Below are 24,982 nucleotides of genomic sequence, written 5' to 3'. Positions count from 1 at the left end.
GTGCGCCGGTTTTTTTATTCCCATTGACCTAGACCAATCGGTCTATTATGCTCGGCGCCATGATGACCAAATCAACGCATTGCAACGTGGATACACGTGAACATCTGCTCGCCACCGGCGAAACCCTCAGCCTGCGCCTGGGCTTTACCGGCATGGGGCTGAGCGAACTGCTGGCCACGGCGGGCGTGCCGAAAGGATCGTTCTACCACTATTTCCGCTCGAAGGAAGCCTTCGGCGAAGCGATGCTGCAACGCTATTTCGCGCACTATGATGCGCAAATGCAAAAGCTGTTTGCCGACGAGCACACCGATGCCCGCCACCAGCTCTTGGGGTATTACGCCCAGGCCATCAGTTACCACTGCCGCAGCGAATGTCATAACGCCTGTCTGGCGGTGAAACTCTCCGCCGAGGTGAGCGACCTGTCGGAGCCGATGCGCCATGCGCTGGAAACCGGGACCGCCCGGGTGATCGGCCACCTGCAGGCGGCCATTGAGCGCGGCATCGCCGAGGGATCGCTGTCGGTAGCCATGAGCCCGGCGGCAACCGCAGAGACGCTGTATGCCCTGTGGCTCGGCGCCTCGCTGCGCGCCAAGATCCGGCGATCGTTGGCCCCGTTGACCAGCGCGCTGGAAAGCATCGAGTTGCTGCTGCGCCCGCCGCAGCCGTAACACCACCATCTTTTTTCGTGAAAATGCAGTTCGTGTTTTTTTATCGCCCATAACTAGACGACCGGTCTATTAAATACAGGATGCACTATGAAGACTGAAAAATTGCTCTCTCCGCTGAAAGTTGGCGCAGTCACCCTGCCCAACCGCGTGTTTATGGCTCCGCTGACGCGTCTGCGCAGCATCGAACCGGGCGACATTCCCACGCCGCTGATGGCGGAGTATTATGCGCAGCGCGCCGGCGCCGGTCTGATCGTGACCGAAGCGACGCAGATTTCCTTCCAGGCGAAAGGCTACGCCGGTGCGCCGGGCCTGCATACCCCGGAGCAGATCGCCGCTTGGAAACACATCACGCAGGCGGTACACGACAAAAACGGCCACATCGCCGTGCAGCTGTGGCACGTAGGCCGCATCTCCCACACCAGCCTCCAGCCGGGCGGACAAGCGCCGGTCGCCCCTTCGGCGATCAACGCAGACACCCGCACCACCGTGCGTGACGAAACCGGCGCCTGGGTGCGCGTACCGACCTCAACGCCGCGCGCGCTGGAAACCAGCGAGATCCCGGGCATCGTCAACGATTTCCGCCAGGCGACCGCCAACGCGCGTGAAGCCGGCTTCGACTTTATCGAGCTGCATGCGGCTCACGGCTATCTGCTGCACCAGTTCATGTCTCCGGCGTCTAACCAGCGTACCGATCAATACGGCGGCAGCATCGAGAATCGCACCCGCCTGACGCTGGAAGTGGTCGACGCCGCCATCGCAGAATGGGGCTCCGAGCACATCGGCATCCGCATCTCGCCGCTGGGGCCGTTCAACGGCCTGGACAACGGTGAAGATCAGGAAGAAGCGGCGCTGTACCTGGTGGAAGAGCTGAACAAACGCAACATCGCCTATCTGCACATCTCCGAACCGGACTGGGCCGGCGGCAAACCGTATTCCGACGCCTTCCGTGACTCGGTGCGCGCCCACTTTAAAGGGGTGATCGTCGGCGCCGGCGCCTACACCGCTGAAAAAGCCGAAGCGTTGATCGAAAAAGGCTTCATCGACGCGGTGGCCTTTGGCCGTAGCTACATCGCCAATCCGGATTTGGTCGAGCGTTTCCGTCAACACGCCCCGCTCAACGAACCTAAGCCGGAAACCTTCTACGGCGGTGGCGCCGAAGGTTATACCGACTATCCGTTTCTGACGAAGTAACCCGTCCTGACCCTAAACGGCCACGCAACCGCCTGGCCGTTTTTTTATGCACGCAAAAAGGCCCGCACAAGGCGGGCCGACGTTCCCTGGTGTTGTTATCTGCTACAGGTCAATTTCTACACGGTTACGCGCGGAATTGATAATTGATTGTGCAGATCAATTACTTCGTATCGATCGGTACACTCGATCAATATTTAAACACCCATGGCGAGGGGGCAAAAAGTGACATCGTCACCAACTCGTCACGTTGAATTCCCTTGCGGGACAAGGCTATACTCGCTTGTGCTTCAATCCACCCGCCGTCTGCCACGGCACAGTCAATTCAGAGGAATTATGCGCTTACTCCATACCATGATCCGCGTCGGTGATCTGCAACGCTCCATCGACTTCTACACCAAGGTATTAGGCATGCGCCTGCTGCGCACCAGCGAAAACCCGGAGTACAAATACTCGCTGGCTTTTGTCGGCTATACGGAAGAGAGCGAAGGCGCGGTTATCGAACTGACCTATAACTGGGGCACCGACAGCTACGACATGGGCACCGCCTTCGGCCACCTGGCGCTGGGCGTGGACGACGTCGCCGCCACCTGCGACAACATCCGCCGCGCCGGCGGCAACGTCACCCGTGAGGCCGGCCCAGTGAAAGGCGGCACCACGGTGATCGCGTTCGTCGAAGATCCGGACGGTTATAAAATCGAGCTGATCGAAAACAAACACGCCGGCCAAGGCCTCGGCCACTAAGCCTCTCTCGGGGCGCGCCTGCGCCCCGCTGATTCTCCGCGCGATAGCGCCTGCAACCGGGCGCAAAATTTGCCATAATGCGCGCTGCATTCGATGAAGATAAGAAACTGATGGCCGAAAAAAGTGATCTTAACGCCCTGAGTGGTCGTTTTCGTGGGTTTTATCCCGTAGTAATAGATGTTGAAACCGCCGGCTTCAACGCCAATACCGATGCGCTGCTGGAAATCGCCGCCGTGACGCTGAAAATGGATGAAGACGGCTGGCTGCAGCGCGACGAAACCCTGCACTTCCACGTGGAGCCTTTCGAGGGCGCCAACCTGCAACCGGAAGCGCTGGCGTTTAACGGCATCGATCCGCACAACCCGCTGCGCGGTGCGGTCAGCGAATACGACGCGCTGCACGCCATTTTCAAAGCGGTGCGCAAAGGGCTCAAGGATCGCGGTTGCAACCGGGCCATTATCGTCGCGCACAACGCCAACTTCGATCACAGCTTCCTGATGGCCGCGGCCGAACGCGCCGGTTTGAAGCGTAATCCGTTCCATCCGTTCGCCACCTTCGACACCGCTGCGCTGAGCGGCCTGGTGCTGGGGCAAACGGTGCTGGCCAAAGCCTGCATCGCCGCCGGCATGCCGTTCGACAGCAGCCAGGCGCACTCCGCGCTGTACGACACCGAACAAACCGCCCTGCTGTTTTGTGAGCTGGTTAACCGCTGGAAGCGTCTCGGCGGCTGGCCGCTGCCCGCCGGCGATCTCGCCGAATAGGCCCAATAAAAAAGGCGGCCCAGTTTGCACTGGCGCCGCCCGTTACGCGATAACCGCAAGTCTGTCGATTAAGACTGCTGGTCTTCCTGCGCTTTATACTTTTCTGCCGTTTCTTTGATCAGCTGCTGCAATTCGCCGCGCTGATACATTTCGATGATGATATCGCAACCGCCGACCAGCTCACCGTCTACCCACAGCTGCGGGAAAGTCGGCCAGTTGGCGTATTTTGGCAACTCGGCGCGGATGTCCGGGTTTTGCAGAATATCCACATAGGCGAAACGCTCACCGCAGGCGGACAGCGCTTGCACAGCCTGCGCGGAGAAGCCGCAGCTCGGCAGCTTTGGCGAACCCTTCATGTACAGCAGAATCGGGTTTTCAGCGATCTGGTGCTGAATTTTTTCAAGTGTCGTCGTCATTTATTGCTTCCTCAAGCCACATTTCATGGCTACAACATGCATCACGCGGGCTATTGTAGCGGCTGGAACAGTCGCAAGAAAACGCCATCTTTTGCAAGGATATTCGCCCGCCGCCGATCGCGTTTCACCGGCCACGTCATTCCGGTCAAAACATACGTTGAGAATAACATTTTTAATCCGACCATTTCACTAATATATTGCGCCGCGATGACGGCGCGGCTTAATTATATCCACCGCCGCCTGGCGCTTTTTTATACATCAACAGGCTGATTTTAAACCAAAAAAAATGTCATTAACGTTTTCTCACAATATGGATTATTATTTATGAGTTCTTCGCTGTTTTATATGGCGAAATTCGGGAATACTGTAACTCTTTCGATATCCGTTTCGGGGCCAAGGTTGGTGACGTCGACATGCGTTTAATTCTTACGCTCTTTGCGCTGCTGTTTACGCAGCTCTTCTTCAATTTGGCGCACGCTGCGCCACAGGCGCGTGTTGCCGCCGAGCAGCGTAAAAGCCATGCCAATGAAGCGCGGCCCGATGACCGCAGAAAAAAGAAAGCGGATAAAGCCGCCAAAAAAGCCAAAGTGACGGCCCCCGAGAAAAAAACCAAGACCGCCAAGGTCAAAAGCGAGAAAAGCGCGAAAAAGATCGTCAGCGCCAAACCCAAGGTCAAAGCGCAGAAAACCGCCAAAATTAAAGTCACCCCGCCGAAAAAGGGCTACAAAAAAGGCTATGGCCGCCACCGCGAAGCCGGTATGGCCACCGCCAAGCTGGCGCGTGATGAAAAACCATTGAAACTCAGCCCAGCGCACAAAAAGCGTTACCAGCACGCCAAGCAGACCGCGATGGCCAAGCTGATGGATCAGATGGGCAAGCCTTACCGCTGGGGCGGCAGCTCGCCGCGCACCGGCTTTGACTGCAGCGGCCTCATCTATTACGCCTATAAAGACGTGGTGAAAATCAAGATGCCGCGCACCGCCAACGAAATGTATCACCTGCGCGACGCGGCGCCGATCAAGAAAAGCGAACTGGAAAGCGGCGATCTGGTGTTCTTCCGCATTAACAACCGCGGCGTGGCGGATCATGTCGGCGTCTACCTCGGCAACGGCAAATTCATCCAGTCGCCGCGCACCGGCGAAGAGATCCGCATCAGCCAGCTTGATAACGACTATTGGCAGAACCACTACATCGGCGCTCGCCGCGTAGTGACGCCGAAAACCATCCGTTAATTCCCTGCTCTGCGCGGTTGCGGCCTCGGTCGCAACCGCCTGTTCAAGCTATCGCCTATCGCACCTCCCCACGCGCATTTCTGGCTTTTCTTCCTGTTTTTTATGATGAAAATTGTTAAGATTGAATGACCACAATAAAAAACGGCCCATATGACTCTCGCCCCGGCGGGAAGCGAATGGCGCTGTAAAGGAGGAAGCAATGTCGTTTGAATTACCTGCATTACCGTATGAGAAAAACGCGCTCGAGCCGCACATCTCCGCCGAGACCCTGGAATACCACTACGGCAAGCACCACAACACCTACGTGGTTAACCTGAACAACCTGGTGAAAGGCAGCGAGTTCGAGGGCAAATCGCTCGAAGAGATCATCAAGACCTCTAACGGCGGCGTGTTCAACAACGCCGCGCAGGTGTGGAACCACACCTTCTACTGGCACTGCCTGTCACCACAGGGCGGCGGTGAACCGCAGGGCGAACTGGCGGCGGCGATCGTCAAATCCTTCGGCTCTTTCGCTGCGTTCAAAGAGCAGTTCACCGATGCCGCAGTGAAAAACTTCGGCGCCGGCTGGACCTGGCTGGTGAAAAAACCGGACGGCGCGCTGGCGATCGTCAACACCTCCAACGCGGCCACCCCGCTGACCGGTGAAGACAAACCGCTGCTGACCGTTGACGTGTGGGAACACGCGTATTACATCGATTACCGCAATGCGCGTCCAAAATACCTGGAAAACTTCTGGGCGTTGGTCAATTGGACCTTCGCAGCGGAAAACCTGGCGTAAGCGCAGGCCTTGCCTAAGTGATGAGGCGCAGCTTGGCTGCGCCTTTTTTAAAACTGGCGGGAAATCAGTTCAACGCGGCGACAAAGCTGAAAGCGATGATCATCGCCAATGCGCAAACGGTGGTGAACAGCGACATCTTCAGATCGGTATCCATGACAACTCCTTTAAAATGGGCTTTCCTAAGGATAAAAGGCGCACAATTAGTACGTCAAATCATTTTCCCACAGTTCGCCGATAAAATCTTGTTATCATTTCCCGGTTTATAATCTCGATTACCTCTTCCACTTTTGTTCAATATGCGACAAAATTCGCAGTTCACAACTGCGTACCGGCATTCATGCCCCTCCTGATTAAGCGCTGACGACTTCAACACTAAAAACTCAGTTTTCGCTTCTCTGGAGAAGGATCTACGTAGGCAAACGATTAACATCACACTTACATGCTGTAAACATGTGAGTTCAGGAGTCATTCCTTACATGGCAACGATTAAAGATGTGGCCAAACGCGCGGGCGTTTCCACCACCACCGTTTCGCACGTCATCAATAAGACTCGTTTCGTCGCCGAAGAGACCAAAGCGGCCGTGTGGGCCGCCATCAAAGAGCTGCACTACTCGCCGAGCGCCGTGGCGCGCAGCCTGAAAGTCAATCACACCAAGTCTATCGGTCTGCTGGCCACCTCGAGCGAAGCGCCCTACTTTGCCGAAGTGATCGAGGCGGTGGAAAACAGCTGCTACAGCAAAGGCTATACCCTGATCCTGTGCAATTCGCACAACAATCTGGACAAACAGCGCGCCTACCTGGCGATGCTGGCGCAAAAGCGCGTCGACGGCCTGCTGGTCATGTGTTCCGAATACCCGGATCAGCTGCTGGGCATGCTGGAAGACTACCGCAACATCCCGATGGTGGTAATGGACTGGGGCGCCGCGCGCGGCGACTTCACCGACACCATCATCGATAACGCGTTCGAGGGCGGCTATCTGGCCGGGCGTTATCTGATCGAACGCGGCCACCGCGATATCGGCGCTATCCCGGGCCAACTGTCGCGCAACACCGGCGGCGGTCGGCATCAGGGCTTCATGAAGGCGCTGCAGGAAGCGCATATCGATATTCGCGAAGAGTGGATAGTCCAGGGTGACTTCGAGCCGGAGTCCGGTTACAAGGCGATGCATCAAATTCTGTCGCAAAAACAGCGACCGACCGCAGTATTCTGCGGCGGCGACATCATGGCGATGGGCGCCATCTGCGCCGCCGACGAACTGGGGCTGCGGGTGCCGCAGGATATTTCCGTGATCGGCTACGACAACGTGCGCAACGCCCGCTACTTCACCCCGGCGCTGACCACCATTCATCAGCCGAAAGAGCGTCTGGGCGAAATGGCCTTCACCATGCTGCTGGATCGCATCATCAGCAAGCGCGAAGAATCGCAGGTGATCGAAGTGCATCCGAAGCTGGTCGAACGCCGTTCGGTCGCCGACGGTCCGTTCATCGACTACCGCCGCTGATCGTCCTCCCTACCGGAAGCCGGCGCGGCTTCCGGTGCCGCCTCACTCAGCCACTCCTGATTCAGCGTCTCGCCATCGCCCAAATACGCCAGCAGCCAGCTCATCGCCGGTGACGGTTTATCCTGTTGCCAGGTCAGGCAGCAGGGGCTGGCGGGAAACGGCTGCTGCAACTGCAACGCCTTCAGCTCACCGCGCTGCACCCGCGGCAGCGCCAGATGCGCCGGCATCATGCCGACGCACAATCCGGCGCACAAACAGTCGAGCGCCGAGGTCCAGTCCGGCACCACCAGCCGCCGCTGGTTATCCAGCGTCCAGGTGACGCGCTTGGGCAGATTGCGCGAGGTGTCTTCCAGACAAAGCGCAGGGTACGGCCTCAACCGATCGTCATTCAACGGCCCTGCCAGCTGCGCCAACGGGTGCTGTGGGCTGACTACGCACAGCCAGTTCATATCCCCCATGTCGCGGAAAGCGAAGCCGCCGCCGACCGGCACCGCGCGGGTGGCGCCAATCGCCATGTCCGCCCTGCCGTCCACCAACGCATCCCACACGCCGTTAAACACCTCGGGTTGCAGCATCAACTCGACGTCGGGGAAATGGCGGTAGAAATCCAGCACCAGCTGGCGGCTGCGCTGCGGTTTGACGATGATGTCTACCGCGATATTCAGCTGACCGCGCCAACCGTTGGCCACCTGTTGACAGTGGCGGCGGGTGTCGAGCATTTTTTTGATAACAGCTCGCGCATCCTTGATAAACAGCGCGCCGGCCGGCGTCAGTTCCACATCTCGGTGACGCCGCTCAAACAGCGGCACCGCCAGCCATTGCTCCAGCTGCCGCACGGTATAACTTACCGCCGACGGCACCCGGTGCAGCTCCTGCGCCGCCGCGCTGAAACTGCCGGTGCGCGCCACCGCATCAACGACCTCGAGAGAATATTCAGACCACATCGCTTTGCCTTCAATTTTTTTAACAGCACTTTGCAAATATTACCGTTTCACAAGCAGAGATCCAGCCGGATACACTGGCCGGCGCTAAAAACCTGCGACACTAAAATATTAACGAGAAATACCATGCGAAATTCCTTTGGTTTTATGTTCTACCTCGCCGGCCTGAGCATGCTGGGTTATCTGGCGACCGATATGTACCTGCCCGCCTTCGGCGCCATGCGGGAGGAACTGCAAATTTCCGCCGGCGCGGTCAGCGCCAGCCTGAGCATCTTTTTGGCCGGCTTCGCCTTCGCGCAGCTGCTGTGGGGGCCGCTCTCCGACCGTCTGGGGCGCAAACCGGTATTGTTGATTGGCCTGACGCTGTTCGCGCTCGGCTGCCTAGGCATGCTGTGGGTGGAAAATGCCGCGCAGCTCTGGATACTGCGCTTTATTCAGGCCGTAGGCGTCTGTTCCGCCGCCGCCATCTGGCAAGCGCTGGTGGTCGACCGCTATCGTGAAGGCCAGGCCAACCGCGTATTCGCCACCATCATGCCGCTGGTGGCGCTATCGCCGGCGCTGGCGCCGCTGCTGGGCGCCTGGCTGCTGAACCACGCCAGCTGGCGCGCGATCTTCGCCGTGCTGCTGGCCATCACCGCCTTGTTGCTGCTGCCGACGCTGCTGCTCAAAGAGAACGCCAGGCCAAAACCCGCCGTCGACGCGCCAAAAAGCAGCGTCAGTTTTTGGCAATTATTGAAATCCCCGGTATTCAGCGGCAATGTCGCCATGTACGCCGCCTGTTCGGCCGGTTTCTTCGCCTGGCTGACCGGCTCGCCGTTTATCCTCGGTGATATGGGCTACGGCCCGAGCGACATCGGCCTGAGCTATGTGCCGCAGACGCTGGCCTTCCTGCTGGGCGGTTACGGGTGCCGCGCCGCGCTCAAGCGCATCAATGGCAAAACCCTGCTGCCGTGGCTGCTGGTAGCTTATGCTGTCAGCATGGTGGCCCTGTATCTGGTGGCAACCCTGACCAATCCGACGCTCACCACGCTCCTGATCCCGTTCTGCGTGATGGCGCTGGTCAACGGCGCCGGCTATCCGATCATGGTGGCCAACGCGCTGATGCCGTTCCCGGACAGCAGCGGCAAAGCCGCCGCGCTGCAAAATACGCTGCAGCTGGGGCTGTGTTTCGTGGCGAGCATGCTGGTATCGACGTTTATTGCGCAGCCGCTGTTGGCGACGGTGACGGTGATGGTGTCCACGGTGATACTGGCCGCGCTGGGGTATTTCCTGCAGCGGGGAAAAGCGGCCAAGGCGCCGCAAGAAACGCCGCGCGAACATGCTAACTCAGCGTCATAATTGCCAAGCTAAATAATCACTTAAAGAATATGCGTGCCGAGTGCGATTTACAGTTGAGTCAATGCCTCGGCGCGCCTATACTCAAAAACAACCTTGTAAAGTAACACCTTATAATCTCTATATCTCAATTAGCTGTTGTGTACGCGTCTTGCGTCACACTCTTTTTTTGAAGAGGCGTTTATCCTGCGCCGTTTGCGTCGGGTCGCTTCTTTAAATTTCCTCTGTTCATAGTCGGATATCAGACGCCGCGGGCTTATTTCCCGTCGGTATACGTATGCACCCGCAGAAATTGTCTAAGCTGTTTCCTAACGGGTCATCAGTCAGAAGAAGGTGATGGAGAAGCTATGAGTTCATCGTGTATAGAAGATCTGAGCATCCAGGATAACCAGTGGTACCGTATCGCGCACGAAATGCTCGGTCTGGCCGGTATCGAAATTAACGGATCGCGCCCTTTCGATATTCAGGTTAAAAACCCCGAATTCTTTAAACGCGTTTTGCAGCAAGGCTCCCTGGGTCTAGGCGAGAGCTATATGGATGGTTGGTGGGAATGCGAGCGGCTGGATATATTCTTCCAGCGCGTGGTCAGCGCCGGGCTGGAGAAGAAGCTCCCCCACCACCTGAAAGATACCCTGCGTATCGCCGCGGCGCGCCTGACCAATCTGCAATCGAAAAAGCGCGCCTGGATCGTCGGCAAAGAGCATTACGATCTTGGCAACGATCTGTTTACGCTGATGCTCGATCCTTACATGCAGTACTCCTGCGGCTACTGGAAAGACGCCGCCACGCTGGAGGAAGCGCAAGAAGCGAAATTGCGGATGATCTGCGAAAAACTGCAGCTGCAGCCGGGCATGCGCTTGCTGGACATCGGCTGCGGCTGGGGCGGCCTCTCCGCCTATGCGGCGAAAAATTACGGCGTGTCGGTGGTCGGCGTGACCATTTCCGCCGAGCAGCAGAAGCTGGCTCAGGCACGCTGCGCCGGGCTGGACGTGCAGATCCTGCTGCAGGACTATCGCGATCTGCATCAGCAGTTCGATCGTATCGTCTCGGTCGGCATGTTCGAGCACGTCGGGCCGAAAAACTATCGCACCTATTTCAACGTGGTAGAGCGCAATCTGGCGCCGCACGGCCTGTTCCTGCTGCACACCATCGGTTCCAACAAGACCGACATGAACGTCGATCCGTGGATCAACAAATATATCTTCCCGAACGGCTGCCTGCCCTCGGTGAGGCATATCGCCGAGGCCAGCGAAGGCCATTTCGTGATGGAAGACTGGCACAACATCGGCGCCGACTACGATCGCACGCTGATGGCCTGGTTCGAGCGCTTCAAGCAGGCGTGGCCGCAGCTTGCTCCACGTTATTCCGAGCGCTTCGAGCGGATGTTCAGCTATTACCTGAACGCCTGCGCCGGCGCGTTTCGGGCGCGCGATCTGCAGCTGTGGCAGGTGGTGTTCAGCCCGAAAGGCGTTGAAGGCGGCATCCGCGTCGCACGCTGAACGCTCCCCTAATAAAAAAAGCCCCGGCAACCTCATCGCCGGGGCTTTTTTTGCTCTTTCGAACCAGGCGGCTTAGCCGCAGTAAACGCGGATGATTTTATCGTTGCTATCGCCGAGGAAGTTCAGACGGCGCAGGTTGAAATCCATGGTGACGGCAGAGTTGTACGGAATGGCGCGCACCTTGGATTCGATCCGCACGCCTTCCAGCGACGTCATCGGCTTGCCGACGTAGTTTTGATACTGCGAAGCGCCGCAGGTATCGTCCGCATCGGCCACTTGCGCGCCGCCGCCCTGCTCAGGTGAACTGCTGCAGGCGCTCAGCGCCAGCAACGCGGTTAACAACAACGTTTTCCCATAAAACTTCACGCGTTTCTCCTCTCTGCTTATGATTCGACTCCGGCGGCAACGCCCGAATCGCTGTCAGTCTTTGTGCGCCGGCGCCACCGCCGCCGCCAGCGTCGCTTCCCGATTGGCCAGCACGCGTTCGACGGTGTCCACTACCGCCTGCGTCTGCGGATCGATCTCGATGTTCACCTTATCGCCCAGGCGTTTTTTACCCAGCGTAGTGCGCTCCAGGGTTTCCGGGATCAGATGCACGCAGAAACGGTTATTCACCACTTCGCCGATGGTCAGGCTAATGCCGTCGATGCCGATGAAACCTTTGTGCAGCACATATTTCATCAATTCCGCATTCGGCATGCGCAGCCATACCTGACGGTTATTTTCCGAGGTATAAATTTTGGCCACTTCCGCCGTGCAGATAATATGGCCGGACATCAAATGACCGCCAATTTCATCATTGAATTTCGCCGCGCGCTCGATATTGACGATGTCGCCCAACGCCAGATCACCGAGGTTGGTCAGGCGCAACGTTTCCTTGATCAAATCGAAGCTGACGCGGTTGCCTTCCACCGCGGTGACGGTCAGGCAGCAGCCGTTATGGGCCACCGACGCGCCCAGCTCCAGCCCCGGCAGCAGTTCTGCAGGCATCTCGATCACATGGGTGCGGAAATTGGGTTTCTCATCAATGGCGACCAGCGGCGCGGTGCCTTGTACGATACCGGTGAACATATGTGCCTCTTCTTACTCAATAGATTAAAACGCTTCCGGCAGTTTGCCCCAGTTGGCGCTGAAAACCAAATCCGCGACGGCAAAAAACGCGTCCCTGCGCATTTAATAACTATTTATCTGCGGCGTTTGCTTAACGACGCCGAGCAGGTACAATATTTTTGACAAAATTCCGCTATTTTAATTGTTGTCCTCTCGCGGCAGCCCTCCCTCCCACATATATAAAATAGAAAGGTGTATGCGTGCAGAAGTACTTAATTGAAGCGCGTAGTTTATTGGCTCTCGCTATCCCGGTGATCATCGCGCAAATCTCGCAAACCGCCATGGGCGTGGTGGATACCATCATGGCCGGCGCTTACAGCGCCACCGATATGGCGGCGGTTGCGGTCGGCACCTCTATCTGGCTGCCGGCCATCCTGTTCGGTCACGGCCTGCTGCTGGCGCTGACCCCAGTGATCGCCCAGTTAAACGGCGCCGGCCGTCGCGATCGCATCGCCCATCAGGTGCGTCAGGGCTTCTGGCTGGCCTCCGGCGTTTCCGTACTGTTGATCGTCGTGCTGTATAACTGCAAATTCGTCATCGACATGATGCACAACATCGATCCGCAGCTGGCGGATAAAGCCGTCGGTTATCTGCACGCCATCATGTGGGGCGCGCCGGGCTATCTGTTCTTCCAGGTGATGCGCAACCAGTGCGAAGGGCTGTCCAAAACCAAGCCCGGCATGGTGATCGGCTTCCTCGGCCTGCTGGTGAATATCCCGATCAACTACATCTTTATCTACGGCAAGTTCGGCATGCCGGAACTGGGCGGCGTGGGCTGCGGCGTCGCCACCGGCAGCGTCTACTGGATCATGTTCCTGATGATGCGCTGGTACGTGAAGCGCGCACCGTCGCAGCGCGACATCAAGCGCCAGACAGGCGATCTCGGCGGCCCTGACTGGGCGGCGCTGAAGCGCCTGATCGGCATCGGTATGCCGGTGGCGCTGGCGCTGTTCTTCGAAGTCACCCTGTTCGCCGTGGTGGCGCTGCTGGTATCGCCGCTCGGGATCGTCGCGGTCGCCGGCCACCAGATCGCGCTTAACTTCAGCGCGCTGATGTTCGTGTTGCCGCTGTCGCTGGGCGTCGGCGCCACCATTCGCGTCGGTTATCGTCTGGGAGAAGGGTCGGTAGAAGGCGCGCGCGTCGCCGCATACTCCGCCATCGGCGTCGGCATCACCATGGCCGTCTGCACTGCGCTGTTTACCGCCACCTTCCGCGAACCGATCGCCCTGCTGTACAACGACAGCCCGGCGGTGGTGGCGATGGCCTCGCAGCTGATGCTGCTGGCGGCGCTGTATCAAATCTCGGATTCAATCCAGGTGATCGGCAGCGGCGTGCTGCGCGGTTATAAAGATACTCGCGCGATCTTCTTCATCACCTTCATCGCTTACTGGGTGTTGGGCCTGCCGAGCGGCTATCTGCTGGCGCTGACCGATGCGGTGGTGCCGGCGATGGGGCCGAGTGGTTTCTGGATCGGCTTTATCATCGGCCTGACCTTCGCCGCCATCATGATGGCGCTGCGCATGCGCTGGCTGCAGAAACAGCCGACCACCGTCATCCTGCAGCGTTCTACCCGCTGAGTCCGTTCCCGGCCGGTTTTCTCCCCGGCCGGGCAGCGGGTTGCGGAAAAAAACGCCTGTCTGCGCACAACCTCAGCAATCGCGTGAAATACCGAATAAAATTGCGTTTTTCCCCTTGCCAGCACGCGGGTAGCTCGTTAATATTCGTCCCCGCTGTCAGCCATGACAGACAGGAAAAGATGCGTCCGTAGCTCAGTTGGTTAGAGCACCACCTTGACATGGTGGGGGTCGGTGGTTCGAGTCCACTCGGACGCACCAAATTCCAGAAGCAGTACAGTGCGTCCGTAGCTCAGTTGGTTAGAGCACCACCTTGACATGGTGGGGGTCGGTGGTTCGAGTCCACTCGGACGCACCAAATTTCAGAAGCAGTGCAGTGCGTCCGTAGCTCAGTTGGTTAGAGCACCACCTTGACATGGTGGGGGTCGGTGGTTCGAGTCCACTCGGACGCACCATATTGCTGATTCACCTCTCCCCCTATCGCGTTATAATTCTCGCTGTTTCGTCTCTGCCCGACCGCTCGATTTTTCATGTCGATTGCGCCGAACTATCGCCATCAGCCATCAGGAACGCCACATGACCACCTTCACCGCCAACACCCCCTTTTTACCGCTCGACAATGGCCTTGCCCGTCGTGAAGGCGTGATGAGCGACGGTTCGCCGGCAGCGGAAGTGCGTTTCGAGACCGGGGCCTTCGGCCAGCTGCAAAAGCCCGCGCACGCGCTGCAAACCCGGGTGATATCGGGTGAATTCGAGTTCACCCTCGGCGGCGACACGCGGATAGTGCGGACCGGCGAGAGCCTGACCCTGCCGGCCAACGTCGCCAGCGGCTGCTTCTGCCTGAGCGCCGGTGTGCTGCTGGAAATCCCGCAAACGCGCTAAGCCGCATTTACAGCAAGGTTATTTGCGCAACAAGCCGTACGCAACGCGTTGCATTTGCGCCACATTTGCCCTCGTTTTGACATATCCGCCGCACCGCCGCGGTTTTTTATTTTGTTTCCCGCCGCTTAGCCTTTATAATGCGCAACGTCTATCAGTTGAATGGTTTCAGCCCTTGATCTGCGAAAACGCAATAACAACACGATTTAATCTCACCCCGTTGCGCAGCATCCCCGCGCCCCCGCGCGGGCTGAATTTTTCCGCCCCACATCAACTGTCGTCACCTATCCTTAACTATGTTTTTCACCACCAGGCACGGCTCAAATTCCCTATCGGCGTAAACAACGCCGGTCAAATTCGTTTTTTTATCCATCACAACTTGTAGAAAACTCCGCCATGAAAAAGACCAAAATTGTTTGTACCATCGGTCCAAAAACCGAATCGGAAGAAATGCTGACCAACCTGCTCAATGCGGGCATGAACGTGATGCGTCTCAACTTCTCTCACGGCGACTATGAAGAGCACGGCAACCGCATCAAGAACATGCGCGCCGTGATGGCGAAAACCGGTATCAACGCCGGCATCCTGCTGGATACCAAAGGCCCGGAAATTCGCACCATGAAACTGGAAGGCGGCAAAGACGCCTCTCTGGTCGCCGGCCAAACCTTCACCTTCACCACCGACCAGAGCGTGATCGGCAACAGCGAACGCGTGGCGGTGACCTACGCCGGCTTCGCCGCCGACCTGAAGATCGGCAACACCGTGCTGGTTGACGACGGCCTGATCGGCATGGAAGTCACCAACGTGACCGAGAACGAAGTCGTTTGCAAGGTGCTGAACAACGGCGACCTGGGCGAGAACAAAGGCGTCAACCTGCCGGGCGTGTCCATCCAGCTGCCTGCGCTGGCCGAGAAAGACAAACGCGACCTGATCTTCGGCTGCGAGCAAGGCGTCGACTTCGTGGCGGCGTCCTTCATCCGTAAACGCTCCGACGTGCTGGAGATCCGCGAGCACCTGAAAGCGCACGGCGGCGAGCAGATCCAGATCATCTCCAAGATCGAGAACCAGGAAGGCCTGAACAACTTCGACGAAATTCTCGAAGCGTCCGACGGCATCATGGTTGCCCGCGGCGATCTGGGCGTTGAAATCCCGGTAGAAGAAGTGATCTTCGCCCAGAAGATGATGATCGAAAAATGCAACCGTGCGCGTAAAGTGGTGATCACCGCCACCCAGATGCTCGATTCCATGATCAAGAACCCGCGCCCTACCCGTGCGGAAGCCGGTGACGTCGCCAACGCCATTCTGGACGGCACCGACGCCGTCATGCTGTCCGGCGAAAGCGCCAAGGGCAAATACCCGCTGGAAGCGGTCAACATCATGGCGACCATCTGCGAACGCACCGATCGCGTGATGCCAAGCCGCATCGATACCCTGAACGATCGCCGCAAGCTGCGCATCACCGAAGCGGTATGCCGCGGCGCGGTTGAAACCGCCGAAAAACTGGACGCGCCGCTGATCGTCGTCGCCACCAGCGGCGGCAAGTCAGCGAAATCCGTGCGTAAATACTTCCCGAACGCCGTGATCCTGGCGCTGACCACCAACCAGACCACCGCGCATCAGCTGGTGCTGAGCAAGGGCGTTATCCCGCAGATGGTCAAAGAAATCGCCTCCACCGATGACTTCTACCGCATTGGTAAAGAAGCCGCGCTGGCCAGCGGCCTGGCGCAAAAAGGCGACGTCGTGGTGATGGTTTCCGGCGCGCTGGTGCCGAGCGGCACCACCAACACCGCCTCGGTACACGTGCTGTAATATAAAACGTGACATAATTATCTTGATCAAAACGCCGCTTTGCGGCGTTTTTTTTATCGGCAGTAAACTATTTTTCTCAAAACGCAACCGCGATCTGCTCATTATTTAGCTAATAACAAATCGGAGTAGTCCCATGGAAGCCGGCTGTTTTCCCTCGTTTTTTTAACTAATTTGTAAAACCAGATGCAAGTTTGAGCGAACGATCAAAATAAAGCACCTCAACACTAAAAAATTATTCTCTTTCGAAAAAAGTTTGTGTAATACTTGTAACGCTACATGGAGATTAACTCAATCTAGAGGGTGTTATAATGAATCGTACTAAACTGGTACTGGGCGCGGTAATCCTGGGTTCCACTCTGCTGGCTGGCTGCTCTAGCAACGCTAAAATCGATCAACTGTCTTCTGACGTTCAGACTCTGAACGCTAAAGTTGATCAGCTGAGCAACGACGTGAACGCAATGCGTTCTGACGTTCAAGCGGCTAAAGACGACGCAGCACGCGCTAACCAGCGTCTGGACAACCAAGCTCACGCTTACAAAAAGTAAGATAGCTTTGGTTATTGAAAACGGCGCACATTGTGCGCCGTTTTTTTTGTCTGTTTGTCGGCCTGGGCTTTCCAGCGCGGCGGGCAAAAAAAAGAGGTTCAGCACGCTGAACCCCTCTTCGACCGCTCAATCCGGCAAACTTAGTTCACCGAGCTGATTGGCGCTGCCTTGAATGGGCTCTTATTCGCCGCAGGAGCCGCTGCAGGCGTTAAACTCACCTCAGACGGGCTCTCCCCTACGTTGACCAGCACCGGCATGCCAGAGCGGCGTACAACCGCGCTATCGAACACGGCGCGATCGGTTTGCCCATCGGCAGCAAAGGCTTTCTCCGCTTTAGACAACGCGATCGGCATGGTCTGCGGATCGTCGCTTTCCACCCGCGACAGCGGCTGGTGCACTTCCACATAGCGTTTGCCGTCCGGCTCGACCGAAATCTTCACCGGATCGTTGATCACTTGCACCCGCGTACCGCGCGGCACCATGTTGAACAGCGCCTCGATATCCGTCGGACGCAGGCGAATACAGCCGGAGCTGACGCGCATGCCGATACCGAAGTTGGCGTTGGTGCCGTGGATCAGGTATTCACCGCGCCCCATCGCCAGACGCAGGGCGAACAGCCCCATCGGGTTCTCAGGGCCGGCCGGCACCACCGCAGGCAGCGTCACGCCCTGGGATTGATAGCGCTTGCGGATGTTGGCGGTGGGCGTCCAGGTCGGGTTAGGGATCTTTTGGCTGATGGAAGTCACCTCCAGCGGCGTGTGCATCCCGGTCTGGCCGATACCGATCGGATAGACGATCACTTTATTCTCGCCTTTCGGATAGTAGTAAAGGCGCAGCTCGGCCAGGTTGACGATGATCCCTTCACGCTTGGTGTCAGGCAGCAGCATTTGGGTCGGAATGGTCAGCACCGTACCCGGCTTAGGCAGGAACGGATCGGTGCCGGGGTTGGCTTCCAGCATGCCCAGCAGGCCAATCTTGTAGTCGGCGGCGATCGCCTCCAGCGGACGGCCGTCGTTTGGCACGGTATAAGTGGTGTTTTCGCCGATCAGACGGCTGTCCGGCGGCGGCAGCGGGTATTCGGTCGCACTGGCGGCCTGCGTGCCGGCCAGTACGGTGGCGAAGACCATGCCCATTAAACTCAACGCACGTTTCATTATCATCCCTATATTTTTTATGACGGTTCGCCCCCAAGGCTAACGAGCGCCTGGCGGTGGGTAAATCAGACAATACCTGATTAATACTAGCAACGCTGGCATCAAAGGCAATAAGTTCTCTAAAAATCAACACGTTATAACGTAATCGCCGTCGTTGATTGTCAACGAAACGTCAATGGGTAAGCTGCTGAAATATCACTGAATTGGGGGATAATCCCTAGGGGAAACGGTGTATTGTAAAGACTCATTGACAAAGCGAATATATCAATGAGCCTTTAAAGAGCAGTGGCGTTAAGGATCAGGCCAGCTGAGCGGCTTTACTGCGAATGGCGCGGATCATCGCCTCCAGCCCCTGTGAGCGCGAAGGCGTCAGATGTTGGCTGAGCGCCAGCTCGGTGAAAAACGGCCGCACGTCGAGCTCGACGATTTGCTGTGGCGTCAATTGACGATAAAGAATAAACACCACCGCCAGCAGCCCTTTGACGATCGCCGCGTCGCTATCGCCATGGAATTCGACCTGCCCTTGCTCATCGCAGCGCATCACGATCCACACCTGGCTCTGGCAGCCGGAAATCAGGTTCTCGGCCTGCCGCTCGGCCTCGTCCAGCGGCGGCAATTTGGCGCCGAGTTCAATCACGTACAGGTATTTCTCCTCCCAGTTCAAACAGCGGGAGAAATTACGCACCAATTTGTCTTTGTCCGGCAAATTCGCCATGGGGATCCTTTTGTACCGCCGAGGACGCGCCCCGGCTAGCCTAACAGCTGATGAATGCGTTGCAGCCCGGCCACCAGCCGGTCCACCTCTTCGCGGGTATTATATAACGCCAGCGACGCGCGGCACATGCTCGGCACCTGATAAAACGCCATCAGCGGCATGGCGCAATGGTGGCCGGTGCGAATAGCGATGCCGTACTGATCGAGGAAGCTGCCGACGTCATAGGCGTGGTGTTCCCCCAAATTGAAGGCGATCACCCCGGCCCGATGCGCCGGACCATAGATTTTCAGCGTCGGCACCTGCTTGAGCGCCTCAAGCGCGTAATGCATCAGCGACTGTTCATAATCGCGGATCGCATTCAGCCCCAGGGCTTCGACGTAATCGAACGCCGCGCCCAGCCCCATGATGCCGGCGGTGTTCGGCGAACCGGCCTCGAAGCGCCAGGGTGGATCGGCGAAGGTGGTGCCCGCCGTCAGGCTGACCTGACGGATCATCGAACCGCCCCCTTCCCACGGCGGCATCTGCTGCAGCAGCGCCTGGCGCCCATACAGCATGCCGATGCCGGAAGGGCCATACAGCTTATGCCCGGAAAATACGTAGAAATCGCAGTCCAGCGCCTGAACATCGACGCGTTGGTGCATCACCGCCTGCGCGCCGTCCACCAGCACGGTCAGATCCGGCGCCAGGGCTCTGGCGCGGGCGATGATGTCGCGCACCGGGTTGACGGTGCCCAGCACGTTGGAGACCTCGGTCAGCGCCAGCAGTTTACAGGACGCGTCGATCAGTTCCGGCAACTGCGCCAGATCCAGCGTGCCGTCGGGCTGCAGCGGCCAAACCCGCAGCTGCAGACCGCGCTCCTGCGCCAGCATCTGCCAGGGCACGATGTTGGCGTGGTGCTCCATCTCGGTGATGAGAATCGCGTCGCCCGGCTGCAGCCGGTGGCGGCCAAAACTGTTGGCCACCAGGTTGATGCCTTCGGTGGTGCCCTTGACGAACACCATCTCTTCCGCCGAGGCGGCGTTGATAAAGCGCGCCGCCTGTTCCCGCACCGCTTCCATCTGCTGAGTCGCCTCGGCGCTCAGGGTGTGGATGCCGCGATGCACCGCGGCATAGCCGTGGCGATAGAAATCCAGTTCGCGGTCGATCACCGTCTGCGGTTTCTGCGCGCTGGCGGCGCTGTCGAGGTAGGCCAGCGGTTGGCCGTTCACCTCGCGCGCCAGCAGCGGGAAGTCACCACGCACGCGTTCAATCGGATAACTCATGCAGCCTCCCCCGGCAGGCGCTGGGCGATGCGCGCCAGCACCCGTTCCCGGATGGTGTCGTTGGCGATGCCTTCGGTCAGCTCGGCGGCGAAGGCGAAGATAATCATCTGCTGCGCCGCGCGTTTGTCGATGCCGCGCGACTGCAGATAAAACAGCTGTTCTTCATCGATACGCCCCACGGTGGCGCCGTGGCTGCACTTGACGTCGTCAGCGTAGATCTCCAGCTGCGGCTTGGTATCCACTTCCGCCACTTTCCCCAACAACAGATTGTGGTTGGTCATCTGCCCGTCGGTTTTGATGGCGTGTTTGGCCACTTTGATCATGCCGTTGAACACCGCTTTGCCGCGATCGCTGACCACGGTTTTATGCAGCTGGCGGCTTTCGCAGTAGCCCTTGTTGTGTTCCAGATAGGTGCGGGTATCGCAGATCTCCTTGCCCACCGGCAGCACCAGGCTGTTGATCACCAGATTGGCACCTTCGCCGTTCAGCTGCGCGCTGGTGTTGTGGCGCGTCAGGCCTGCGCCCAACAGGAAGCTGTCGCTTTTCACCCGCGCGTCGCGGCCGATGACCAGATCGTTATGGGCAAAGTGGTAGCTCGGCCGGCTTTCAAACGCCAGCTTGCAGTGCAACAGCCCGGCGTTGTCCGCCACGTTGGCGGTCAGGCGCGCGCCGGTAAAGTGCGCGGCCTCGCCCAGGCTGACATAGTGTTCAATCACTTCCGCCTCGGCCCCGCGCCCGATCTCCAGATGATGACGATGATGCACGGTATTCACTTCCCCCGTCACGCCGCGGCCGCTGCTGATATGCAGCAGGTACAACGGACGAGCCGGGGCCTTGCCGGCCGGCAAGCGAATCAGGCTGGTTTCCTGCGCCAGGCTTTCGGTCAGATGCAGGAAGACTTCGGGCTGAATGGGCTCCGGCAGCGCCTGCGGCGTGCCGTAGGCGGTCAGCTCGAACTGGTAGTCGCCCAGATCGCCATCGCTGAGCGCGGCACTGTAGCGGCCATCGATAAACACCAGCCGGCAGGCGTCGATACCGAGCGCCAGCGCCTCGAGCTGCGCGGCGTTCACGGATGCGGGCTGCGGCTCAAGGAATTGCTGCTCCAGCAGCCCCTCGAGCGGCGTGTATTTCCAGTTCTCATGTTTGCGCGTCGGCCAGCCGAGTCTCAGCGCCTGCTGCCAGTGCGCCAGCGCATGGGGCGAACGCTCGCCGCCGCGGCCTTCGAACAGACGATACAGCTGCTGCAACGCGTTGGCGTTACTGTTGGTCGGTAAGCCAGCCATAGCCTTGCTCCTCCAACTGTTTCACCAGCGAGAAATCGCCGGATTTGACGATGCGCCCCTGGGACAGCACGTGTACGTAATCCGGCTGGATGTAGTCCAAAATGCGCTGGTAGTGCGTGACGATGATAAAGGCGCGCTTGCCGTCCCGCAGCGAGTTGACGCCGTTGGCGACGATTTTGAGCGCATCGATGTCCAGACCGGAGTCGGTTTCATCGAGAATGCACAGATCCGGCTCCAGCGCCGCCATCTGCAGAATGTCGTTGCGCTTTTTCTCGCCGCCGGAGAAACCGACGTTGACCGAACGCGTCAGCAGATCGGCCGGCATATCCAGCAGCGCGATCTTCTCTTCGATGAAATCGGCGAAATCGAAGCGATCCAGCGGCTCCTGTTCGCGGTATTTGCGCACCGCGTTGACCGACGTCTGCAGGAAGAAGTGGTTGCTGACGCCGGGGATCTCCACCGGGTACTGGAACGCCAGGAACACGCCTTCGCCCGCGCGATCTTCCGGATCCAGCTCCAGCAGATCCTTGCCCTTGAAGGTGACTTCCCCTTCGGTCACTTCGTACTCTTCACGCCCGGCCAGCGTGGCGGACAGCGTGCTCTTACCCGAGCCGTTCGGCCCCATGATGGCGTGCACTTCGCCCGGTTTGATCTCCAGATCCAATCCCTTGAGGATCTCGTTGCCTTCCACGCTGACTTTCAAATTCTTGATGCTTAACATGCTGTGTCCTCAGATAGCGCCGACGGCGCTAAAAATGCGGCGATTAGCCCACGCTGTGTTCCAGGCTGATGGCCAAAAGTTTCTGCGCCTCGACGGCGAACTCCAGCGGCAGCTCGGAGAAAACGTCCTTGCAGAAACCGTTGACGATCATCGAAATGGCGTCATCCTCGCTGATGCCCCGCTGCAAGCAGTAGAACAGCTGGTCGTCGCCAATCTTCGAGGTGGTGGCTTCGTGCTCCAGCTGCGCGCTGTTGTTGCGCGCTTCAACGTAAGGGAACGTGTGGGCACCGCTGTCCGGCCCGATCAGCATCGAGTCGCACTGGGTAAAGTTACGGGCGTTTTCCGCCCCCGGCAGGATTTTCACCAGGCCGCGATAGGTGTTCTCGCTGTGGCCGGCGGAAATGCCTTTGGCGATGATGGTCGACCTGGTGTTTTTGCCGATGTGGATCATCTTGGTGCCGGTGTCCGCCTGCTGATGGCCGCTGGTCAGCGCCACCGAGAAGAATTCGCCGATCGAATTGTCGCCCTGCAGGATCACGCTCGGGTATTTCCAGGTGATGGCCGAGCCGGTTTCCGACTGGGTCCAGGACATTTTCGAGCCGGCGCCTTCGCACAGCGCGCGCTTGGTGACGAAGTTGAGGATGCCGCCCTTGCTCTCGCCGCCGGAGAACCAGTTCTGCACCGTCGAGTATTTCACTTCGGCGTCTTTATGCAGGATCACTTCCACCACCGCCGCGTGCAGCTGATAGCTGTCGCGAACCGGGGCGGAACAGCCTTCGATGTAGCTGACGTAGCTGCCTTCGTCGGCGATCAGAATGGTGCGCTCGAACTGGCCGGTTTTGGCGGCGTTGATACGGAAATAGGTCGACAGCTCCATCGGACAGCGCACGCCCTTCGGCACGTAGACGAAGGTGCCGTCGGAGGCCACCGCGGCGTTCAGCGCGGCGAAGAAATTATCGTTGGACGGCACCACGCGCCCCAGATACTGGCGCACCAGATCCGGGTATTCCTGGATCGCTTCGCCGAACGAGCAGAAGATCACCCCGCTCTCCGCCAGTTTTTCACTGTAAGTGGTGGCGACCGAGACCGAGTCGAAGATAGCATCCACCGCCACCTCGCTGCCCTCGCGCACCGGCACGCCGAGCTGGTTGAACGCCAGCTCCACTTCGCTGGTCAGGTAATCTTTTTCCGTCGCCGCGCCCGGTTGCTGCTCGGCGCCGGGCTGCGAACCGCAGGCGTCGTCGCAGCTGCCGCAGGACGGCGCCGAATAATAACTGTAGTCCTGGTAGTTAAGGCGTTCGTAATTGGCCTTCAGCCAGTGCGGCTCTTCCATCTGCAGCCAGGCGCGGTAGGCCTCGAGGCGGAATTCCAGCATCCACTCGGGTTCGTTGCGCTTGGCCGAGATAGCGCGCACCACCTCTTCGTTGATGCCCTTGGCCAACTCATCGGTTGCCAGCTGGGTGAAGAAACCTTCTTTGTAGCGACCTTCGCTGACCCAAGCCTGCACTTCATTAGGCATTTCTACATTGCTTCGTGTCATGTTGATTGCATCGCTCAAACGCCAAAACTCTCGCCGCACCCGCAGGCATGCTGAGCTTTAGGGTTATTGAATTTGAATATCTGATTCAGCCCTTCGCGGACATAATCTACCGTGGTGCCGTCAATAAACGGCATCGCCTTCAGCGGCACATAGAGTTTGGCGCCGTCGCGCTCAAACAGCAGATCGTCATCGGCGGGTTCGCGGGTCAGATCCAGCACATAGGCAAAGCCGGCGCAGCCGGATTGTTTTACCCCTAGCTGCAGCCCTTTCACCTGCGGATCCTGCTGCATCAGTTTCGTTATTTGTCGTACGGCGCTGTCGCTGAGCGAAATGCCTTGCCAGACATTCTCGTCCAAAGAAAAAGTGCCGACATTTTCCGTTTGCATAGGGTCTACCTCACACTCGTGTTTGGCCACAGCCAATCTGGGTTACTTATATGTTAGTGATAACGATTATCACTTCAACCGTTTGTTTTGCGGGGGTATCCGCCGCGAGCGCGGTTTTTCGCTGCGGCGTGCGGCAAGCCAGCGGGACATCCGTGGCGGCTTGCGGCGTGTGGCGGCAAGGCGTGCATGCTATCCCTATGAATTTGTTCTTTATCCTGCATCACCGTACCGCACTCCCCGGTGGCCCGTCAGCGTTACAGCGCCGCGGTGCGTTGCCGATCTAAACATTCATAGAAAATACCTATTTCTGCATTCTGTCTGTCGTAAATGTGCGTTTATCGGCATTTTGCGCCGCGGCGCAAGGCGCGGCCTTTAAGTTAAAGTTTAGTCGCTCTGGGTTAAGTTGGGCCGTCGATGGCCTTTTACCCCCATGGAATGAAAAAACGCCGCCACGGGGATTGATCGGCAACGCGGCAGTTTATATGATAATGATTATCATTCAATTTGAATTTGAGCGCGAAGCCAATGACTCTTTCGATCAACGCATGGTTGCTGGGCAAGATTGATGACTACAAATTCAGCGTGCGCGACGCCACGGTGGACTTTTATATGGCCGAAGCGGCGCTGCGCCGCCCGGAATGCAATATTGATCATCTGAAGCGGTACAACAGCGTCAGCCTCACCATGGCCAATCTTTGCCTGGAGAACGGCGATGATGACAGCTATCTGCACGCGCTCAGCAAGCTGCACAACCGGCTGATCGTCGAGATCAACAATCCGCAGCGCTGCCAGCTGTTTCGGGTGCAAAGCTACCACTTCGCCCGCCACACGCTGACGCTGATCTGCCAAAAATATGCGATGGAAGGCACCTGGGAGAAGGCGAACGCGTTTCAGAAGGACTTCGTCAAACGCGTGCCGTTTCAGCTGTAAAACGAAGCGC

The 24,982-nt window shown here is 58.2% G+C and carries 26 protein-coding genes and 3 tRNA genes; 17 read left to right on the top strand and 12 right to left on the bottom strand.

All coding sequences use genetic code 11. The features are described from left to right. Positions 1–47 precede the first annotated feature (47 nt). The 4 genes from ACP3TA_RS16965 to rnt all read left to right on the top strand — a co-directional run bounded on the left by ACP3TA_RS16965 (position 48) and on the right by rnt (position 3,361). Entirely contained in the window at positions 48–668 is a 621-nt protein-coding gene (locus tag ACP3TA_RS16965) for a TetR/AcrR family transcriptional regulator (protein ID WP_033642921.1), read from the top strand. A gap of 87 nt (positions 669–755) precedes the next feature. Further along, complete coding sequence (locus tag ACP3TA_RS16960; RefSeq protein ID WP_033642920.1) at positions 756–1,859, top strand: alkene reductase; 1,104 nt, start codon at positions 756–758, stop codon at positions 1,857–1,859. A 333-nt stretch (positions 1,860–2,192) separates the two neighbouring features. Further along, the gene (gloA, locus tag ACP3TA_RS16955; RefSeq protein ID WP_033652600.1) at positions 2,193–2,600 is read left to right on the top strand and encodes a lactoylglutathione lyase; all 408 of its coding nucleotides are present in this window, start codon (positions 2,193–2,195) and stop codon (positions 2,598–2,600) included. Between the two features lie 77 nt (positions 2,601–2,677). Beyond that, positions 2,678–3,361, top strand: coding sequence for a ribonuclease T (gene rnt / locus ACP3TA_RS16950; protein ID WP_016927925.1), 684 nt, complete (start codon positions 2,678–2,680; stop codon positions 3,359–3,361). A gap of 68 nt (positions 3,362–3,429) precedes the next feature. Here rnt and ACP3TA_RS16945 read toward each other — a convergent pair whose 3' ends face one another. Continuing rightward, positions 3,430–3,777: a Grx4 family monothiol glutaredoxin gene (locus ACP3TA_RS16945; protein ID WP_004931329.1), complete on the bottom strand. Its 348-nt coding sequence runs from the start codon at positions 3,775–3,777 to the stop codon at positions 3,430–3,432. Positions 3,778–4,190: 413 nt separating this feature from the next. Here ACP3TA_RS16945 and ACP3TA_RS16940 point away from each other — a divergent pair, with 413 nt between their 5' ends. Both ACP3TA_RS16940 and sodB read left to right on the top strand, forming a co-directional pair. Next, on the top strand, positions 4,191–5,009 hold the full coding sequence (locus tag ACP3TA_RS16940; protein ID WP_046686964.1) for a C40 family peptidase: 819 nt from the start codon (positions 4,191–4,193) through the stop codon (positions 5,007–5,009). Between the two features lie 199 nt (positions 5,010–5,208). Beyond that, positions 5,209–5,787, top strand: a complete 579-nt coding sequence (sodB, locus tag ACP3TA_RS16935; protein ID WP_004931333.1) for a superoxide dismutase [Fe] — start codon at positions 5,209–5,211, stop codon at positions 5,785–5,787. A gap of 64 nt (positions 5,788–5,851) precedes the next feature. Here the strand turns inward: sodB and ACP3TA_RS16930 are convergent, their stop codons facing one another. Further along, on the bottom strand, positions 5,852–5,941 hold the full coding sequence (locus ACP3TA_RS16930; protein ID WP_094143265.1) for a YnhF family membrane protein: 90 nt from the start codon (positions 5,939–5,941) through the stop codon (positions 5,852–5,854). Between the two features lie 322 nt (positions 5,942–6,263). On the opposite strand from ACP3TA_RS16930, the gene purR reads away from it, so the two are divergent. After that, the gene (gene purR, locus ACP3TA_RS16925) at positions 6,264–7,289 is read left to right on the top strand and encodes an HTH-type transcriptional repressor PurR (RefSeq protein WP_004931336.1); all 1,026 of its coding nucleotides are present in this window, start codon (positions 6,264–6,266) and stop codon (positions 7,287–7,289) included. Here purR and punR read toward each other — a convergent pair. Continuing rightward, the gene (gene punR, locus ACP3TA_RS16920) at positions 7,277–8,233 is read right to left on the bottom strand and encodes a DNA-binding transcriptional activator PunR (RefSeq protein WP_033642916.1); all 957 of its coding nucleotides are present in this window, start codon (positions 8,231–8,233) and stop codon (positions 7,277–7,279) included. The genes purR and punR overlap by 13 nt on opposite strands. A 123-nt stretch (positions 8,234–8,356) precedes the next feature. Between punR and punC the strand changes: the two genes are divergently transcribed. Both punC and cfa read left to right on the top strand, forming a co-directional pair. After that, a complete protein-coding gene (punC, locus tag ACP3TA_RS16915; protein ID WP_042784368.1) occupies positions 8,357–9,568 on the top strand; it encodes a purine nucleoside transporter PunC in 1,212 nt (403 codons plus the stop codon). Between the two features lie 344 nt (positions 9,569–9,912). Beyond that, positions 9,913–11,064, top strand: coding sequence for a cyclopropane fatty acyl phospholipid synthase (cfa, locus tag ACP3TA_RS16910; protein ID WP_033642914.1), 1,152 nt, complete (start codon positions 9,913–9,915; stop codon positions 11,062–11,064). Between the two features lie 72 nt (positions 11,065–11,136). On the opposite strand, the gene ACP3TA_RS16905 is transcribed toward cfa, so the two are convergent. Further along, a complete protein-coding gene (locus tag ACP3TA_RS16905) occupies positions 11,137–11,430 on the bottom strand; it encodes an I78 family peptidase inhibitor (protein WP_033642913.1) in 294 nt (97 codons plus the stop codon). Between the two features lie 54 nt (positions 11,431–11,484). Then, positions 11,485–12,135, bottom strand: coding sequence for a riboflavin synthase (locus ACP3TA_RS16900; protein ID WP_033642912.1), 651 nt, complete (start codon positions 12,133–12,135; stop codon positions 11,485–11,487). 239 nt (positions 12,136–12,374) lie between these two features. Between ACP3TA_RS16900 and ACP3TA_RS16895 the strand changes: the two genes are divergently transcribed. The 7 genes from ACP3TA_RS16895 (at position 12,375) to ACP3TA_RS16865 (ending at position 16,981) form a co-directional block, all read left to right on the top strand. Continuing rightward, positions 12,375–13,751 (top strand): MATE family efflux transporter, encoded by a 1,377-nt coding sequence (locus ACP3TA_RS16895; protein WP_033642911.1) that lies wholly within the window; start codon positions 12,375–12,377, stop codon positions 13,749–13,751. Between the two features lie 181 nt (positions 13,752–13,932). Then, positions 13,933–14,009: transfer RNA gene (locus ACP3TA_RS16890), tRNA-Val, on the top strand. Positions 14,010–14,029: 20 nt separating this feature from the next. After that, positions 14,030–14,106: transfer RNA gene (locus ACP3TA_RS16885), tRNA-Val, on the top strand. Between the two features lie 20 nt (positions 14,107–14,126). After that, positions 14,127–14,203, top strand: a tRNA-Val gene (locus ACP3TA_RS16880). Positions 14,204–14,324: 121 nt separating this feature from the next. Further along, positions 14,325–14,630, top strand: a complete 306-nt coding sequence (locus ACP3TA_RS16875) for a cupin (protein WP_046686960.1) — start codon at positions 14,325–14,327, stop codon at positions 14,628–14,630. 393 nt (positions 14,631–15,023) lie between these two features. After that, positions 15,024–16,436 carry a pyruvate kinase PykF gene (pykF, locus tag ACP3TA_RS16870; RefSeq protein WP_033642909.1) on the top strand — a complete coding sequence of 471 codons (1,413 nt, stop codon included), beginning with the start codon at positions 15,024–15,026 and terminating at the stop codon, positions 16,434–16,436. A 308-nt stretch (positions 16,437–16,744) separates the two neighbouring features. After that, the gene (locus tag ACP3TA_RS16865; RefSeq protein WP_004931354.1) at positions 16,745–16,981 is read left to right on the top strand and encodes a major outer membrane lipoprotein; all 237 of its coding nucleotides are present in this window, start codon (positions 16,745–16,747) and stop codon (positions 16,979–16,981) included. Between the two features lie 140 nt (positions 16,982–17,121). On the opposite strand, the gene ACP3TA_RS16860 is transcribed toward ACP3TA_RS16865, so the two are convergent. The 7 genes from ACP3TA_RS16860 to sufA all read right to left on the bottom strand — a co-directional run bounded on the left by ACP3TA_RS16860 (position 17,122) and on the right by sufA (position 24,042). After that, on the bottom strand, positions 17,122–18,135 hold the full coding sequence (locus ACP3TA_RS16860) for a L,D-transpeptidase family protein (protein ID WP_033652724.1): 1,014 nt from the start codon (positions 18,133–18,135) through the stop codon (positions 17,122–17,124). Between the two features lie 298 nt (positions 18,136–18,433). Continuing rightward, a complete protein-coding gene (gene sufE, locus ACP3TA_RS16855) occupies positions 18,434–18,850 on the bottom strand; it encodes a cysteine desulfuration protein SufE (RefSeq protein WP_033642907.1) in 417 nt (138 codons plus the stop codon). 35 nt (positions 18,851–18,885) lie between these two features. Then, positions 18,886–20,112 carry a cysteine desulfurase SufS gene (sufS, locus tag ACP3TA_RS16850; protein ID WP_047026201.1) on the bottom strand — a complete coding sequence of 409 codons (1,227 nt, stop codon included), beginning with the start codon at positions 20,110–20,112 and terminating at the stop codon, positions 18,886–18,888. Then, positions 20,109–21,395, bottom strand: coding sequence for a Fe-S cluster assembly protein SufD (sufD, locus tag ACP3TA_RS16845; protein ID WP_046686958.1), 1,287 nt, complete (start codon positions 21,393–21,395; stop codon positions 20,109–20,111). Before sufD ends, sufS begins: the two co-directional genes overlap by 4 nt. Further along, positions 21,370–22,116: a Fe-S cluster assembly ATPase SufC gene (gene sufC / locus ACP3TA_RS16840; RefSeq protein ID WP_016927936.1), complete on the bottom strand. Its 747-nt coding sequence runs from the start codon at positions 22,114–22,116 to the stop codon at positions 21,370–21,372. The genes sufD and sufC overlap by 26 nt, the downstream gene beginning before the upstream one ends. Before the next feature lie 43 nt (positions 22,117–22,159). After that, positions 22,160–23,656: a Fe-S cluster assembly protein SufB gene (gene sufB, locus ACP3TA_RS16835; protein WP_206195912.1), complete on the bottom strand. Its 1,497-nt coding sequence runs from the start codon at positions 23,654–23,656 to the stop codon at positions 22,160–22,162. Positions 23,657–23,670: 14 nt separating this feature from the next. Continuing rightward, positions 23,671–24,042 (bottom strand): Fe-S cluster assembly scaffold SufA, encoded by a 372-nt coding sequence (sufA, locus tag ACP3TA_RS16830; RefSeq protein WP_004931368.1) that lies wholly within the window; start codon positions 24,040–24,042, stop codon positions 23,671–23,673. 525 nt (positions 24,043–24,567) lie between these two features. Between sufA and ACP3TA_RS16825 the strand changes: the two genes are divergently transcribed. Beyond that, positions 24,568–24,972 carry a hypothetical protein gene (locus ACP3TA_RS16825; RefSeq protein WP_004931369.1) on the top strand — a complete coding sequence of 135 codons (405 nt, stop codon included), beginning with the start codon at positions 24,568–24,570 and terminating at the stop codon, positions 24,970–24,972. The last annotated feature ends 10 nt before the right edge of the window (positions 24,973–24,982 follow it).

The organism is Serratia sp. 2C06, from assembly GCF_050037615.1.
Classification (GTDB): domain Bacteria; phylum Pseudomonadota; class Gammaproteobacteria; order Enterobacterales; family Enterobacteriaceae; genus Serratia; species Serratia ureilytica.
Note: the sequence above shows the minus strand (reverse complement) of the source record. Positions and strands in the feature narration are given on the sequence as shown.